Source organism: Bifidobacteriaceae bacterium (assembly GCA_031281585.1).
Lineage (GTDB): Bacteria > Actinomycetota > Actinomycetes > Actinomycetales > WQXJ01 > JAIRTF01.
This window is the reverse complement of the sequence record JAITFE010000114.1, coordinates 1-15600: the sequence shown is the minus strand read 5'-3', so window position 1 is coordinate 15600 and position 15600 is coordinate 1. Positions and strand designations below refer to the sequence as shown.

Here is a 15600-nt window from a genome sequence, read left to right as displayed (position 1 = left end):
CGAGGGCGGCGCCGCGCCGGGCGAATGGGGCGCCTGGTCACGCGACCGGGGCGCCCTGGTCCCCTCAACCCTGATCATCGCGGCCCACCTGACCGCCCAGGTCAGGGAGCGGTCGGCGCGCCCCATTTGAAACCCGCTTTCGCGGGCCGTTCGCCCTTGGGCACAGGCGGGCCGGCCCCAAGGCTCGCTGGCAAGTAGACTTGCGAAACTAGGAGGACGAGCCGCTAATCATGGCCAGCGCCAAACGCCACGGGATCGGCGACGCGGACATCTTGAGCGCCTACGCATTCGCGCTGGCCTACTTCACCGAGGAGTCGGGCGAACGGCCGTTGACGGTCGTGATCGGGCCGGACAGGTCTGGCGCCGTGCTACTCGAACTCGGGGTGGTCCAGTGCCACGACTACGACGCAATCTGCATCGTTCAAGCCATGCCGGCTAGATCGGCCAGTTTACGGAAGGCAGGACTGAGGGGATGAGGGCAAACGAACTGACCGGCGCCGAACGAGCCGAACTTGAAGCCTGGGCTGACGACCTGGCTGACCGGTTCGAGGCTGGCATTGAGGCGACTCCGGGCGCGAGGGTTCCGCCGCTGGTCGAACTGCGGCGCTTGCGCTATCAGCGACGCTTGGTCGATCAGGGGATCACGGCCCAGGTCAGGCAGGCTCGCGCAGAGGGCGACTCCTGGCACAAGATCGGCCTGGCGTTGGGCACAACCGCCGAGGCCGCCCGACAGCGCTACAGGGCGGCTTGACGGGTTTCCTACAGAAACGACTCGCCGATGAAGAACACGCTTGGGCGGGTCGGGCCATCCGGGTTGTCTTTCCAGCTGACCGGCCAGGCCTCGTCGCCGTGAAAGACCTCGAAGCCGAACAGGCCCCCGGCGAAGGCGTGCCGTGCGGTGCCCGGGGACGCCGTGCATCGTGGTCGAAGAGGTGGGTTACATCAGGCGGCTAGTTCACGGTCCACGGCCCGCCTGAGCACCTCACTGCGGGTCGCGCCAACGGCGGCGGCTCGAGCGTCAAGCGCTCGCAGTCTTGCCGGGTCGAGCCGAAACTGAACCACCTGCGCCGCCTCCGAGCCGACTTCCAGCGGGCGGCCGCCAACCACCTTGCAGGCGCGGAGGAACTCGATCGGGTAGCCAGCCTCGGCTTCTGCGGCGTCTGCCTCGAACAGGGCCACTTCTTCGGGTGCGAACTCTTCTTGGCTCATTGGTGTCATCTCACAAAAACTCGTAGTAGCTGGGTGTCAATTTGGCGGCATGGATGCAAACGGGCTCACCGCCGCTTATCCGCGGGTGATCAACCACGACCTCTCTGGGACGTCCCGCCCGATCGAACCCGATGTACAGGACCTTGCGGGGCTCTTCTCTCAACTCCAGCACCGTCGTCGGGTGGTGCACCACCCATAGGACGTCCTCGTGCGAGACTCCATGACGATCAGCCGATGAGAAGAACCTCACCGCGCTATCGTACTACGAAACCTTTCGCTCGTCCCGCGTCGCGGGGCTTCGTGGTCCACGGCCCAATCAGGGAGCGACCATCAGGTCCACGAAGCGGTCGAACAGGTAGGCCGCGTCGTGGGGACCGGCGGCCGCCTCCGGGTGGTATTGGACGGAGAAGGCCGGGCGGTCCAGGAGCCGCAGGCCCTCCACGACCTGGTCGTTCAGGTCCACATGGGAGACCTGGACGCGGCCGAACCGCCCGCCGTCATATGGGGCCTCGACCGGCCCCTCGGCGGGCACGTCCACGGCGAAGCCGTGGTTGTGGGCCGTGATCTCGACCTTGCCGGTGGCCAGGTCCATCACCGGGTGGTTGACGCCCCGGTGGCCGAACCCCAGCTTGTACGTGCCGAATCCCAGGGCGCGGCCCAACAGCTGGTTGCCGTAGCAGATGCCGAAGAACGGCACCCCGGCGTCCAGCACCGACCGCAGCAGGTCCAGTTCCGCTCCCGCCGCCGCCGGGTCCCCCGGGCCGTTGGAGAAGAAGACCCCGTCCGGGCGGAAGCCCATGACCTCGTCAAACGTGACCGACCGAGGCACAACCCAGACCCGCACGCCGCGCCGCGCCAGCAATTCCGGCGTCATCCCCTTGATGCCCAGGTCGACCGCCACCACGGTGGCGACCACCGGCACGCCGGCGGGAGGCTCCACCACGTACGCCTCCGCCGTGGTGACCTCGCCGGCCAGGTCTTGGCCCGTCATCGGCGGCGTGGCGCGCACAATCTCCGCCAACTCCTCGTACGAGCGGCGGCGGCCGAATTCGTCCAGGGCGGCGTCCCCGGAGAAGATCCCCGCCCGCATGGCGCCGCGTTCCCGCAGGTGAAGCGTGATGGCGCGGGTGTCCACGTCGCACATGCCGACAATCCCCTGGTCCCGCAACTCGTCCTCCAACGGCCGCTCCGACCGCCAGTTGGACGGCCTGATGGCCGGGTCCCGCACCACGTACCCGGCCACCCAGATGCGCCCCGACTCCGGATCGGCCGAGTTCACCCCCGTGTTGCCGATGTGCGGGGCAGTCATCACCACAATCTGCCGGTGGTAGGACGGGTCGGTCAGCGTCTCCTGGTAGCCGGTCATGGCGGTGTTGAAGACGATCTCCCCGGTCGTCACACCCTCGGCCCCGAACGGCCGCCCGGCGAAGTGCCGCCCGTCCTCCAAGACCAGCAGCGCCCGCTTTTCCTCCACGTCAAACCACCTTGCCTTCCAGCACCGTGGGCCGCCCCGCGTAGAACGTCGCCACGGTCCGTCCGCGCAACTCCCGCCCCGCCACGGGGGTGTTGCCCGATGCCGTCTCCAGCCTTTCCGGCGCCACCGTCCAGCGGGCGGCCGGGTCGAACAGCGTCAGATTCGCGCTCTCCCCCACTTGGATCGGGCGCCCCTGCGAGCGTACCCGGCCAATCAGCGCGGGACGGTGCGACATCGCCCAGGCCACGTCCGCCCAGGTCATCCGGCCCGGCTCGACCATCAGTTCGTTGACTATCGGCAAGGCAGTCTCCAGCCCGGTCATCCCGAACGCGGCCGCCGCCCACTCGCAGTCCTTCGCCTCCGGCGGATGCGGGGCGTGGTCTGTGCCGACCACGTCGATGGTCCCGTCCGCCAAAGCCTCCCGCACGGCATCGACGTCCTCGGCGGCCCGCAACGGCGGGTTGACCTTGAAGACCGGGTCGTAGGTGCGGGCCTGCTCGTCGGTCAACAGGAGGTGGTGGGGCGTGACCTCGGCGGTCACGGCGATCCCGCGGGCCTTCGCCCAGCGGATGATCTCCACGGAGCCGGCGGTCGACACGTGGCAGACGTGCAGGCGGGAGCCCACGTGTTCGGCCAGGAGCACGTCCCGGGCGATGATCGACTCCTCCGCGACGGCCGGCCAGCCGGCCAGGCCGACCTCGGCCGAGACGACGCCCTCGTGCATCTGCGCGCCCTCGGTCAACCGCGGCTCCTGGGCGTGCTGCGCCACCACCCCGTCGATCCCCTTGACGTACTCCAGCGCGCGCCGCATCAGCACTGGGTCCCACACGCACACGCCATCGTCGGAAAAGACCCGCACCTGGGCGGCGGACCGCGCCATCGCGGCCAATTCGGCCAGCTGGCGCCCCTCGAGGCCCACCGACACGGCGCCCACGGGCCGCACGTCCACATAGCCGGCGTGCCGGCCCAGGCGCCAGACCTGCTCCACCACGCCGGCGGTGTCCGCCACCGGGTAGGTGTTGGCCATGGCGTGAACGCACGTGTAACCGCCGGCGGCCGCGGCCCGCGAACCGGACAGGACCGTTTCCGCGTCCTCGCGGCCGGGTTCGCGCAAATGCGTGTGGATGTCGACCAGGCCGGGGAGCGCGACCAGCCCGTCGGCATCGACAACTTGGGCGTCCCCGGCCCTCCCAGCGTGGCCCACCAGCACAAATGCGCCGTCCTCAATGCGGATGTCGGCGCGTTCGCCGCTCGGCAACGTGGCGGCCTTGATCAGGTAGTTCATAGCGATGGCTCCTTCGCGCCGGTCAGCGCCAGATAGAGGACCGCCATGCGCACGGCCACGCCGTTGGCGACCTGTTCCACAATGACGGACCGGGGGCCGTCCGCGGCTTCCGAGGTGATCTCGAGGCCCCGGTTCATGGGGCCGGGATGCATCACGATCGCGTGCGGGGCCAACGCGTCCAGGCGGCGGGCGTCCAGGCCGTATTCGCGGCTGTACTCCTGCGGGCTGGGGAAGAACCCGCCACCCGCGCTCGACATGCGCTCGTGCTGGACTCGGAGCATCATCAACGCGTCCGGGGGGCTTTCGGCGAGCGCCTGATCCAGGTCGTAGTAGACCGCCGCGGGCCAGGTTTCCACTCCGACCGGCAGCAACGTGGCCGGGGCCACCAGGGTGACCCGGGCCCCGAGGGTTGTGAACAGGTCCACCCCGGACCGGGCGACCCGCGAGTGCAGCACGTCGCCCACAATCATGACCTCCAGACCGTCGAGGTCCTGCCCCGCGAGCGCGGCAATGCGGTCGGGACCCGGCGAGGGCGCCTGGGGCGCCTTGAGGTGGCGGCGTATGGTCATGGCGTCCAACAACGACTGCGTGGGGTGCTGGTGGGTCCCATCCCCCGCGTTGACGACCGACGCGTCGGTCCAAGTCGAATGCGCGATCCGGAACGGCGCGCCCGAGGCCGGGTGGCGGACCACAATCCCATCGGTGTGCATGGCGCCCAGGGTCAGCACGGTGTCTTTGAGAGATTCGCCTTTGGAGACGGACGAGCCTTTGGGGCTGAAGTTGATGACGTCCGCGCTGAGGCGCTTCGCGGCGGTCTCAAAAGAAATCCGCGTGCGGGTCGAGTCCTCGAAGAACAGGTTGACCACGGTCTTGCCGAGCAGCGTGGGCAGCTTCTTGATCTCGCGGGCTTGCGTGTCCGCCATCTGTTCCGCCAGGTCAAGGATTCCGATCGCTTCTTCGCGGGTAAGGTCGGCCGCGCTGAGCAGGTGTTTCACGCCGCCACCCCCTCGATCAGGACCGCGTCCCGGCCATCGGTCTCCTCCAGGAGCACGCTGACCCGCTCTGCGAGCGCGGTCGGAAGATTCTTGCCGACGTAATCGGCGCGGATCGGCAGTTCGCGGTGACCGCGGTCCACCAGCACGGCGAGCCGGACCGCCTTGGGCCGGCCCAAACCCGCGAGCGCGTCGAGAGCCGCGCGGATGGTGCGGCCGGAGTAGAGCACGTCGTCGACCAGGACGACGGTCGCGGCGTCGATCCCGCATTGGGGCAGCCTGGTCAGCCTGACCGCCCGGGTGGGGACCCGCGAAAGGTCGTCGCGGTGCAGGGTCACGTCCAGTTGGCCCAGCGCGGGCGGCCGTTCGGGCTCAATTTGCCCGATCGCTTCCGCCAGCCGGGCCGCCAACGGCACGCCCCGGGTGGGGATGCCCAACACGACCAGGCCGTCCGGCCCGTGGTTCTTTTCCAAAACCTCGTGGGCTATGCGCTGAAGCGCGCGTGAGATGTCCGGTCCGTCCAGGACCTCGGTGGCTGCCATGCCTCTTTCTCCTTTCCCGCCTCACAGGACGGGGTTTAAAGGTGTTCTTGGCCGCGACCAGTCTAGCTCCCTCGCCCGCCGGCTTGAGGGAACGCCTTGCGGGAGAGGACCGAGAAGAGCACCTCGACCTGGTTCGGCCACGGCGCGAGCCCGGGGGTACAGGGCGCCGAGGAGGTGCTCGCGGGCGGCTGCCAGGTCACCGGTGCGGCCGGCGCAGACGGGCGCGGCCCACATCTGGTTACGGCACGCCGCGAACCGGCAGCCCAACCCCTCAAATCAATCGCCAAACAAACAACCCCGGCGAGAAAACCGCAATATGTGATTTGTGCCACACAGACGCAGTTCTCCTCCGCCAGTTTTGGTTTTAGGACAACTTGCGCTTACAGTGAGAGCATCTATTGCGGGTCTCCACCAAACGGGGACCATCCTCCTGCCGGGGAAAAAAGGAATATTGCAGGTGAGCCATGGGGCGGCTTGCAGTTTTGCTGACGCCCCGCCGACCTTGTATACCAGCGGAAGTGAAGGGAAGCGCCAATTATGGGTGGCAAGCCGAAGCATGCGGTCTTGTTATTGCCGACGCTGTGCGCCTTGACGGTCGTCTTGGGCGGATGCGGAGCTCACGGCCCAGACGTGCCGACGTTGGACAGCGAGGCCCGCTTGGCGACCGGGGGCGACGATGTCGCACTCGCCGCCCAGCAGGCCAGGACCGCCGAAGCGCTCGCCGCGTGCCTTGAGGCTGAGGGGATCCAGACCGACTCGACCGGGCGTTCCATACCGGACGGGTTCAGTGTCGAATTCGTCTTGGTCACGCCTGTGCCCCAAGCTGAGGAGAGACTCGTGGTAATGCCCAGCGGTTGGGTTGAGGAGTCGCCGAAGTATCAAAACGACACACCTCGGGACACGTCGAAGCCTGTGTTGATTGACGGCGACCGGGACCTAAGCGCTGAACTGGGTGCCTGTATCGAGTCAAGCGGCTACTTCGTTCCTGACGCCCGTGCCGACCTGAGGGACGAGGAGCGGGCAAAGCAGGCGGTTGCGGAGGCCTCAAATGACTGGGCTCGGTGCGCGCGTGAGAACGGCTGGCCCGACGTGCGCGATGCCGAGGTCGCAGTCGATGATTACGCCACCGTCCCGTTCGCGCTAGTGCCCGGCGACATAACCGTCGAACAACTACGCGTTCTCCTCGGCAAGTGTTCGCCGCTTGATCCCGACACCGATTTGACGGCTGGCAACATGATCGAAGAGGGGAAGCCAACTCCAATCGACCCGAACATCGAATTCGACCTGCCGCAGGATGACCCCCAGCAGAAGGTGCTCAAGGACGCGATAATGGACCACATTGAGGCAATGTACCAAGAAGCGCGGTCCTAGTTTGCGCGCATTGCGGCCAGCAGGCTTTCAGAACCAATTGTCTGTTTGACGGCGACTATTGACGATGTCAATTCTGGACGGTCGAGGCGAAAAGGAGATCTCGTCGCCGCGGGCCGCCCCGGGGCGGGATTGCCGGGACGGGGCGGCACCCCGTCCCGGCAACGGGAGCGCGCCGATAGGCGCTATTCCTCTTTCGCGGCCGGCGCCGGCTCTGCGGGCGCTGGCTTCGGCGGCCCCACGTTCAACGTCACGTTGAACCAGCCGAGGAAGCAGCCCAGCAGCATCGCCAGAACCGAGGCGATCAGACCGCCGATGGCGAGCACGTAGACGTTGGCCGAGTTCCCCACGTAGGCCGCGCCCTGGGCGGTGAAGATGCAGGCCAGCGTCAGCGAGATGCCTTGGAAGAAGGCTAGCGGGTCGTCGCCGATGAACTTCATGAACCTCATGGAGTAGATCAAGACGCAGAAGCCGATGAAGTAGCCGACAATGACGGCCAGGTCGCCGTCCACCACCAGGTGCGCGCCGCCGAAGAGGTCGCCCAGCCAGAGTGACAGCAACTGCGTCAGCGTCGCCCCGATCCCGCCGGCGATGTATCCGGGGATTATGCGGATCAGCCCGGCGGGCCGCGCGCCGAAGGCGAAGTACTGAGCCCAGACGGTGAACGAGATGAACAGGGCCAGTCCGTATTCTTTCAACCAGAATCCGAAGGGGACTCCCACAACCACGGTGATGCCTACCGCCAGCCACAAAGGTAGACGCTTCGAGGGTTCCATGCGTAACTCCTTCAACTCACAAGATTTGCGCGTCGCGCCCGTCGGCGTCCCTGCCGGCGCGGCGGCGGCGTGATGAGGCGCGGACAGCCGGGCGGACCCGGGCAGCCGCGGTTTGATTCAGCCCATGCGGTACAAAACGCCTGTGCCGCCCGCTGGGTAACGCCAGGTCAGGACGCCGGGTGGCGCCAGGGCCAGGCAGGTCCCGCATTCCAGACAAGCCGCCCACGCCAGGCTGACGGACCCGTCCTCAGCGACCGCGTAGACGTGGGCGGGGCAAATCCGTTCCAACAGGGGTCCCGCGCCCGAGGCGCGGGCCGCCTGCTGGTCGACTTCGATGTGGGGGGCGCCGTCCAGTTCGTAGCGGTTGCGGGCCAACCGCTCGGCGATGGTTCCAAGGTTCATTTCGTCACAACGCTCTCAGGGCCTTCCAACCGTCTTGGACCAGGTCGGACAGCTTCAGCGGGGAGGTCTTGAAGGCGTCCCAGGCGGTTCTCGCCAGGTGCCGGCGCGGCTCAAGATCCAGGTTGTAGACGCCGTGGAAAACGTCGGCGAGCAACGGCCCGTAGTCGTTGAACATCCGGGTGCCCTCCAGGAAGGCGGGCGCGGCGCGGAAAGTCTCCATGTCCCGGCCGACGAAGCCGGCGCGGAGGGACGATTCGTACTCTTTCAGAACGCCGGGCGAGAAGTCGTCGGCCTCCAGCGCCGCGTCGACCGCCCTGGCCGCCGCAATCGCGGAGCCTGCCGCCAGATCCATGCCCCGCACCGTCAGGCCGGTGTTCAGCGCCAGACCGGCCGCCTCGCCGACCACCACCAAACCGGGCTTGACCAGGTCGCGGACCATGGCCTGGCCGCCTTCGGCCACAAGGTGGGCGCCGTATTCCAGCAATTCGCCGCCCTTCAGGAACGGCGCTATGAAACGGTGCCCCAGGAAACGATCATGCAGGTCGGAGGCGACCTCGCCCCGCTTCGCCAAGTCGTCCAGCCGGAGCACCACCCCGATGGACACCGACTCGAGGTTGGTGTACATGAAGCCGCCGCCGCCCACTCCTTTGGTGCAGTCCCCGACCACCGCGTAGGCGGCGCCCTGGTCCCCCTCCAAGTTGAAACGCTCCTCGATCACGCCCCGGTCCAGGCCGATGACCGACTTGACGCCCACGGCCAGCTGGTTGGCGGGGTCTTTGGTCCGCAGGCCCGCGTCGCGGGCGACGAACGAGTTGACGCCGTCTGCGGCGACCACCACCTTGCAGCGCAACTCGTCTTCTCCGGCGCCGATCCCGCAGACCCGTCCGTCTTCAAGAAGCAGCCGGTCGACCCGGAACCCGGGCATGACCACCGCCCTGGCCGTCTCGCATTGCTCCGCCAACCACGCTTCGAGTTTCGCCCGCAGCACCGAGACGGCGTTGACGGGCGAGCTCAAGCGTTGGTCGCCGTAGTCAATGTTGACGAAGCTGTCGGGGTTCAGGAAGCTCAGGCAGTTGCGGGTGATGACGCGCTCCACGGGCGCGCGCTCGGCGAAGCCGGGGAAGACCTGCTCCATCACCCGGCAGTAGAAGACCCCGCCGGACAGGGCTTTGGACCCGGGCTCCGGGCCGCGCTCGACCAATAGGACGCTGCGCCCCGCAGTCGCCAGCTGAAACGCGCTGACGCACCCGGCCACTCCCGCTCCGACCACCACCACGTCGAAGTCGACCTCTGAGCCCGCGTTCGCGGTCATCCCCAACCCTTCCTGTTCGCCGTTCGCCACGGGGCGGCGTCCGTGGGGCAATGCGGACGCCGCCCCGAGTCCTTGGGGCACCCTTGCGGGTCAGCCCTTGATCGTCTTGATGGCGTGCCGGGCCGCCACGCGGCCGCCCGCGTGCGAGAAGCCGTTGGCCGTGCCGGGGACGTCAAGGTTGTAGGTGTCGCCGAACAGGCCGCCCGCGTCCATTCCGACCGCGTAGAGGCCCGGAATCGGCTTGGCTTCCTTGTCGATCACCTGCAGGGAGCCGTTGACGCGCAACGCGCCCACGGACACCAGGATGGCCGCCCGCATCTCGATGGCGTAGAACGGCGCCTTCTTGACCGGCCGGAGGTACTTCGCGTCCTTGAAGAACAGCGGGTCGTCGCCCGCGTGGCAGAACTCGTTGTACTTGTCCACGGTCGCCTTGACGACGGCCGGATCCAGCCCGATCTGGGACGCCAGATCCTCGATCGAGTCGGACTTCCAGGCCATCTCGCCCTCCGCGATCGCCTCGTCCAATTCGGCTTGCAGGCCGGTCAACTGGACGTGGTAGGGGATGAAGTCGCCCAGGCCGATGTCGCTGCCGTCGTCGATCAGGTGCTGGACGGTGTCTTGGTCCATGATCGAGTAGGAGCGGCCGTCCGGCTGGCTGGCGATCACGTTGCCCGCGTCCGCGAAGCTTAGCGCGACGTGCTCGTCGTAGTAGCGCTGGCCGGTGTTGTTGACCCACAGCACCGGCTGGGAGCCGCCGCCGTTGATGTGCGCCACCAGGCTCTTGCCCTTGGCGACGGGGATGATCATCAGCGGGAGCATTTCCCACGTGTCCGCGCCGATGGCCAGCGCCATGTTGATGGTGTCGCCGGTGTTCTCCGGCGGGCCCATGTAGATCAGATGGTCGGCGTTCTTGCCGAACCGGGAGTGCTCCCTGACCATCTCCAGGTTGCCGCCAAAGCCGCCGCCGGCCAGCACCACGGCCTTCGCGCCGATCCGGATGGTGTTGCCGTCCGAATCCTCGGCCACAACGCCCACCACTTTGCCGTCTTCGACGATCAGCTCTTTGGCCGGGGTCGAGGTGAAAATGTCCACGCCCGCGTCCTTGGTCGCCTGCAACAGGACCTCTTGCATGTGCGCGCCCAGACCCTCCGGCCGGTGGAACGTGTTGAGTTCGGTGGGCTGCTCGTAGGCGTAGATGGTGACGTCGGTGTAGACAATGCCCAGCGACTTCATGATGTCGATCGTCTCAGCGGTTTCGTAAACCTGCATTCGGACGACCTCGGGGTTGGCCCGCTTGTGGGAGTAGTCGATGTACCGCTTGAAGCCCTCGGCCCTGGTCGGGTAGTGCATGCCCGGCGTGGGCGGGACCTTGCGGGCCTTCTGCTCGGACGACTCGAAAGCCGTTTGGCCCTCCGCGAAGACCGAGCTGCCGCCCGTCTCCGGGGCCTTTTCCAGGAGCGCTGTCTTCAGGCCGCCCTCCTTGGCGGCAATGTAGGCGGCCATCTTGCCCGAGCCGCCTCCGCCGACCGCCACCAGGTCGTATTCGACGTCGAATGTTGCCATGTTTGGTCTCCTCGTGTTGATTGTTCGGCCGACCGGTCGGCCGGCCATGTCTGGTCAGTCTTGTTGCAAGGCCCGCGCCAAGGCGGGCACCACTTCGTAAAGGTCCGCGACAATCCCGTAGGCCGCGCGGCGGAAAATGACCGCGTCCGGGTCGTTGTTGACCGCCACCACGGTCTTGGCTCCCCGCACGCCCTCCATGTGCTGCGGTTCGCCGGAGATGCCCAAGGCCAGGTACAGGCGCGGCGCGATCTTTTGGCCCGACCGCCCGATGTACCGGTCCTCGGGGTACCAGTGGAAATCGTCCGCGATAGGCATGGAGCACGCCATCTCCGCGCCCAGCGCCGCCGCCAACTCCTCCACCTGGGCCAGGTCGGCGCGCGCTTTGACGCCCCGGCCCACCCCGATCACGCGTTCGGCGGTGAGCAGCCCGGCGGCAGCCGCCGCAGGCTCAAGCGATTCGCGCTTGAACTCCCAGTCGAGCGGCTCGGCCGGGACCCTTTCCACCGGCGCCGGCGTTTCGGACAGGTTCGGCTCGCCGTCGTTCGAGTCCCAGATCACGGCCAGGGGCGCGGTCGCGGTGAGCGTTTCCACCACCGCCCCGTCCAAGGCGTTGCGCTCCAAGGTAGCCGTCCCGCCGTCGAGGCGCGCCGCCACGCCGCCGCTCGCCAACCCGGCCCCGCTTGCGACGGCCGCCGCCGCCAGCAGGACGCGCGCGTCCGGCGCGCCGCCCGCCAGCCAGAGGGCCGCCTCCGCGCCCTCGGCCAGCTTGGCCACGGCGCCCGCGTACGCCTCCGCCGGGACGTCCGGAGCGGTTTCGATCCAGTGGACCTTCGCCACCCCCATGCCCGATGCCGCTGCCGCGAGTTCGGCGGACCCCACCGTCAACGCCTCTACCGCTTGGCCGGTCGCCTGGGCCGCCGCCACGAGCGGCTGCAACTGGTCAGCCTGAGTGGCCAACACCCATACGCTCATAGCAGACCATCTCCTCTCAACGCCGCGACCAGCGCTGCGGCCGCCTCCTCGGGGCTGCCGTCCAGCAGCTTGGCGCCCGAGGTGGCGGGCAGCCGCGTGCCGGCGGAGCTGACAGACTCCGGCGGCGGGGTCACAGCCAATTGGGTGACGGGCTTCTTGCGCGCCTTGATGGTTTCCATCATCCCCGGCGGGCGGGCCTCCTCGCCCGCCGCCGCGGCGCCCAGCACCACCGGAGTGGCGACCGTGATGGTCTCCACGTCGTTGCCCGTCCGGCGGGTCACTTTGAGGAGCCGTTCGGCGACCGGCTCGACCGAGCCGACCGCCAACAACGCCGGCCAGCCCAAATGCGCCGCCAAAGCCGGGGCGACCCCGGGGTGGGCGGAAGCGTCGCCGATCACGACGGCATCGACCACCCCCAACTCGCGGACCGCCTGCGCCAACGCTTGGGCGGTGGCCGACTCGTCGGTCAACGGGCCGACCTGGTGGGCCGCGAAAGCCGCCTCGACTCCCCTGGCCAACGCCCAGGCCGTCTCCCCGTCCCCGATCGTCAGGCCGACGACCTCGCCTCCCGCGCCTGCGACCGCTTTGGCGACGTCCAGCGCGGCCGGGTCGTCATCACCCGCCGCCATCTTGGCGCCGCCCCAGTCAAGCTGTCCGTTCTCGCGGACTCTGGCGGACGCGACAGCGCGCGCCCATTTGTATACGACAACCGCCTTCAAGGCTTGCTCCCTCGCGCCCGGTCAGTGGGCCGTTTGGCCGCCGTCGACCAAGAACACGCCGCCGGTGGTGAACGACGCGTCGTCCGAGGCCAGGTACAGCACAATCCCAGCGATCTCTTCCGGCCGGGCGGGGCGGTGGACCGCGTTCTGGCCCGTGACGATTCGCCGGAACTCCGGGTCGGCCAGCCAGCGTGCCGTCATGGGGGTCTCCACCAGGCCGGGCGAGACCACATTGATCCGGATGCCCTGTTCCGCGTACTCGAGGGCCGCGCCGCGCGTCAGGCCCAACACGCCGTGCTTGGCCGCCACATAGGGCGCCATGCCCGGATCGGCTACCACGCTGACGACCGAGCCGGTGTTGACAATCGACCCGCCCCCGTTCTTTAGCATCTGCTGGATCTCATATTTCATGGCCAGGAACGTGCCTTTGAGGTCCACCCGCAGGGTGTGGTCGAACTCCTCGGCCGTGAATTCCGCCAGAGGCTTGGTCACCGGCAGGGAGCCGGCGTTGTTGAATGCCACGTCGAGGCGTCCGTGCCGCTCCACCACGGTCGCGATCGCGTTCTTGACCGACTCCTCGTCCCCCACGTCCATCTTCACGGCGCTGGCGACGCCGCCGGCGGCGTTGATCTCCTCGACCACGTCCGGAGGAGTCCGGTGAGCGCTCAAGACCAGCGTGGCTCCTTCTTTGGCGAAGGCCAGAGCGGCTGCTTTGCCGATCCCTGTGGCCGCGCCGATGATCAATACGATTTTCCCGTCAAACCTGTCCGCCATGGCTCTGTTCCAATCTTCCAGGGAGTGCTTGCGAAGCAGTCACCGGCCTGACGCTGGAACGCCGGGCCGGTGACTGACGTGGTCAGCGCCCTCCTTTGGGCGCGCCAACGCCAGTCTGGCCGGGTCGGGGCGGGACCTGATAGGCCCGTTGGTATACAACGAAAGAGCTACTTCTGGATACTCAGGGGGCAAAACCGCAAGCGATTAGTCGACCAGGCCCTGCCGAACCGAGTAGACGGCCACTTGGACCCGGTTCTTCATCCGCCATTTCGCCATCACCCGGCCGATGTGCTTCTTGACGGTCGCCTCGGTGATGTAAAGCTCGGCCGCGATCTCGTCGTTGGAAAGGCCGTCCACCAGCAGCTTCAGAACGTCGCGTTCCCGCCTGGTCAGAGCCTCCCCGCCGGGCCGGGGCCCGCCGCGGCCGCCGGCCCCGGTCCCGAACGAGGCCAGAACCTTCGCGGCGATGGGACCGGAAAGGGCGGCTTCGCCGCGCATGACCCCGTCCAGGAAGGTGCGCAGCCTTTCCGGCGGCTCATCCTTTGAGAGGTAGCCGTGGGCGCCGTTCGCCAGCGCCTGAAGCACGTCGTCCCCGAGCGAGGACATGGTCAGCATGACGACCCGGCACCGGGGGTTCGAGGAGGCGATGGCGCGGGTCGCCTCCAGCCCGTCCATCCCGCCCATGCGGACGTCCATCAGGACCAAGTCCGGCCGCAGTTCGGCGGCCATTTGCACGGCGGTGCGGCCGTCCCCGGCTTGGCCGACCACCCGGAAGTCCGGCCAACGGCCGATCAGGGCCGCCAGGCCCTCGCGGAAAAGCCGATGATCGTCCACCACCAAGACAGTGGCCGGGTTTGAGTTCACGTGAAGGTGCCGATCCTTTCCGTCAGGGCGATCCAGCCGGCCGGCGGCGCGAACGGCGCCTCGGCGGTCACCAAGGTGCCGTGGCCCACCGAGGAGCGGACGCTCAACTCGCCGCCCACCTGCGCCATCCGCTCTTTCATGATGACCATTCCCAGCCGGGTGTCGGGTACCGCGTCCGGGTCGAATCCGGAGCCGTCGTCCTCCACCTCCAACCGGACGCGCGTGCCGGAAGCCGCCAGGCGCACCACGACCCGGCCGGCCACCGAGTGGATGCGGGCGTTAGCCAGCGCCTCTTGGAGGACCCGCGTCAACTGCGTGGTCACCTCCAGCGGCACCATTGCGGCCGCGTCCGGGTCCGGGCACTCGACCGTCACCTGCACGGGCGCGATCTGCTCGAACGCCTGGACCTGCGCCCGGATGGCGTCCAGGCAGGAATCCGTCGCGGCCGACGGGTCGGACCTGAGGCCCAGCATCTGGTACCGGAGGGTCGCCTTGAGACTGGCCACCATGGCGGTCAGCGCCTCGATGTCCTGCGCCAACCGGTCCCGGTCGCCGTCTTCGAAGTCCAGGCGCATGGACCCGGCGTGCAGCCCCAGGGCCGCGACCTGTTGGGCCAAGTCCACGTGGAGCTCGTCCGCCAGCAAACGCCGCTCCTTGAGCGAACCGAGCTCCTGTTGGCGCCGCGCCAAGAGGCCGGAGTGGACGGCCCGGCCCAGGATATGGCCGGCCGCGGCCAGGAACTCGGCCGTGGTCTGGTCCAACTCGAACTCCTGGTCGAAGCTCATCAACACGGCGCCCAAGTGGCGCCCGTCCGCGTGCACCTGGACCACCACCCCGGTGGCGTCAAACCAAGTCTTGAATTCTGCCGGAAGCACCTGCCAGCCCTCGGACGCCAGGTTGTCGCGGGCCGCCACCGGCCAGCCTTTCGGGTCGATCCATGGGTCCCGCACATGGACGCTGGCGGGGATCCAAGGCCAGCGCTTCCCCAGGACGGCCCGCTGGGCCTCATCCGTCACCAGCACCGCGCGCTCGCCCGAGTCATCCAGGAGAAAACTGGGCGCGAAGTGCGCACCGACCTTGCGCTGCATAATCCCGACCGCTTTGACGTAACCCGCCCAGCGTTCGTCCGACGAGTTCAGAGCCTCGCACATCTGCACCAGCACGCCCATGTGGCTGGGAAGGTGGGAACTCACCTAGCTCATCTTATGGGCGGCGCGAACCCCCCAAAAGGGTGCGCGTCAGTTTTGTTGGTGGGCGTGTGGGACCTGGGTTGTCTGGGGTGCGGACCTATCCCAGATTTGGTTGTAGCGGCGGCCGCCTTGGTTGTCTTGGTCGTTTGAGCGGTGGA

At 68.0% G+C, this 15600-nt stretch carries 17 protein-coding genes; 3 read left to right on the top strand and 14 right to left on the bottom strand.

Going from position 1 to position 15600, the window contains the following annotated elements; genetic code table 11:
- The first annotated feature begins 230 nt into the window (after positions 1-230).
- Positions 231-476, top strand: a complete 246-nt coding sequence (locus LBC97_12500; GenBank protein ID MDR2566846.1) for a hypothetical protein — start codon at positions 231-233, stop codon at positions 474-476.
- The gene (locus LBC97_12495; GenBank protein ID MDR2566845.1) at positions 473-751 is read left to right on the top strand and encodes a hypothetical protein; all 279 of its coding nucleotides are present in this window, start codon (positions 473-475) and stop codon (positions 749-751) included. Before LBC97_12500 ends, LBC97_12495 begins: the two co-directional genes overlap by 4 nt.
- A gap of 191 nt (positions 752-942) precedes the next feature.
- Here the strand turns inward: LBC97_12495 and LBC97_12490 are convergent, their stop codons facing one another.
- The 5 genes from LBC97_12490 to pyrR all read right to left on the bottom strand — a co-directional run bounded on the left by LBC97_12490 (position 943) and on the right by pyrR (position 5502).
- Positions 943-1209 carry a ribbon-helix-helix protein, CopG family gene (locus LBC97_12490; protein ID MDR2566844.1) on the bottom strand — a complete coding sequence of 89 codons (267 nt, stop codon included), beginning with the start codon at positions 1207-1209 and terminating at the stop codon, positions 943-945.
- 316 nt (positions 1210-1525) lie between these two features.
- Positions 1526-2683: a glutamine-hydrolyzing carbamoyl-phosphate synthase small subunit gene (gene carA / locus LBC97_12485; protein MDR2566843.1), complete on the bottom strand. Its 1158-nt coding sequence runs from the start codon at positions 2681-2683 to the stop codon at positions 1526-1528.
- Between the two features lies 1 nt (position 2684).
- The gene (locus tag LBC97_12480; GenBank protein MDR2566842.1) at positions 2685-3968 is read right to left on the bottom strand and encodes a dihydroorotase; all 1284 of its coding nucleotides are present in this window, start codon (positions 3966-3968) and stop codon (positions 2685-2687) included.
- A complete protein-coding gene (locus LBC97_12475) occupies positions 3965-4963 on the bottom strand; it encodes an aspartate carbamoyltransferase catalytic subunit (protein ID MDR2566841.1) in 999 nt (332 codons plus the stop codon). The genes LBC97_12480 and LBC97_12475 overlap by 4 nt, the downstream gene beginning before the upstream one ends.
- Positions 4960-5502: a bifunctional pyr operon transcriptional regulator/uracil phosphoribosyltransferase PyrR gene (pyrR, locus tag LBC97_12470; GenBank protein ID MDR2566840.1), complete on the bottom strand. Its 543-nt coding sequence runs from the start codon at positions 5500-5502 to the stop codon at positions 4960-4962. Before pyrR ends, LBC97_12475 begins: the two co-directional genes overlap by 4 nt.
- A 564-nt stretch (positions 5503-6066) precedes the next feature.
- Here pyrR and LBC97_12465 point away from each other — a divergent pair.
- Positions 6067-6873, top strand: a complete 807-nt coding sequence (locus LBC97_12465) for a hypothetical protein (GenBank protein MDR2566839.1) — start codon at positions 6067-6069, stop codon at positions 6871-6873.
- Between the two features lie 182 nt (positions 6874-7055).
- Here LBC97_12465 and LBC97_12460 read toward each other — a convergent pair whose 3' ends face one another.
- The 9 genes from LBC97_12460 to LBC97_12420 all read right to left on the bottom strand — a co-directional run bounded on the left by LBC97_12460 (position 7056) and on the right by LBC97_12420 (position 14590).
- Positions 7056-7646 (bottom strand): DUF1097 family protein, encoded by a 591-nt coding sequence (locus LBC97_12460; protein ID MDR2566838.1) that lies wholly within the window; start codon positions 7644-7646, stop codon positions 7056-7058.
- Between the two features lie 117 nt (positions 7647-7763).
- A complete protein-coding gene (locus tag LBC97_12455) occupies positions 7764-8048 on the bottom strand; it encodes a 4Fe-4S dicluster domain-containing protein (protein ID MDR2566837.1) in 285 nt (94 codons plus the stop codon).
- A gap of 4 nt (positions 8049-8052) precedes the next feature.
- On the bottom strand, positions 8053-9360 hold the full coding sequence (locus LBC97_12450; GenBank protein MDR2566836.1) for an FAD-dependent oxidoreductase: 1308 nt from the start codon (positions 9358-9360) through the stop codon (positions 8053-8055).
- 90 nt (positions 9361-9450) lie between these two features.
- Positions 9451-10923 (bottom strand): FAD-dependent oxidoreductase, encoded by a 1473-nt coding sequence (locus tag LBC97_12445; protein ID MDR2566835.1) that lies wholly within the window; start codon positions 10921-10923, stop codon positions 9451-9453.
- A 54-nt stretch (positions 10924-10977) separates the two neighbouring features.
- Positions 10978-11895 (bottom strand): electron transfer flavoprotein subunit alpha/FixB family protein, encoded by a 918-nt coding sequence (locus tag LBC97_12440; protein ID MDR2566834.1) that lies wholly within the window; start codon positions 11893-11895, stop codon positions 10978-10980.
- Positions 11892-12614, bottom strand: a complete 723-nt coding sequence (locus LBC97_12435) for a hypothetical protein (protein ID MDR2566833.1) — start codon at positions 12612-12614, stop codon at positions 11892-11894. Before LBC97_12435 ends, LBC97_12440 begins: the two co-directional genes overlap by 4 nt.
- Positions 12615-12635: 21 nt before the next feature.
- On the bottom strand, positions 12636-13388 hold the full coding sequence (locus LBC97_12430; protein ID MDR2566832.1) for an SDR family oxidoreductase: 753 nt from the start codon (positions 13386-13388) through the stop codon (positions 12636-12638).
- 204 nt (positions 13389-13592) lie between these two features.
- Positions 13593-14252, bottom strand: coding sequence for a response regulator transcription factor (locus LBC97_12425; protein MDR2566831.1), 660 nt, complete (start codon positions 14250-14252; stop codon positions 13593-13595).
- On the bottom strand, positions 14249-14590 hold the full coding sequence (locus LBC97_12420; GenBank protein MDR2566830.1) for an ATP-binding protein: 342 nt from the start codon (positions 14588-14590) through the stop codon (positions 14249-14251). Before LBC97_12420 ends, LBC97_12425 begins: the two co-directional genes overlap by 4 nt.
- Positions 14591-15600 lie beyond the last annotated feature (1010 nt).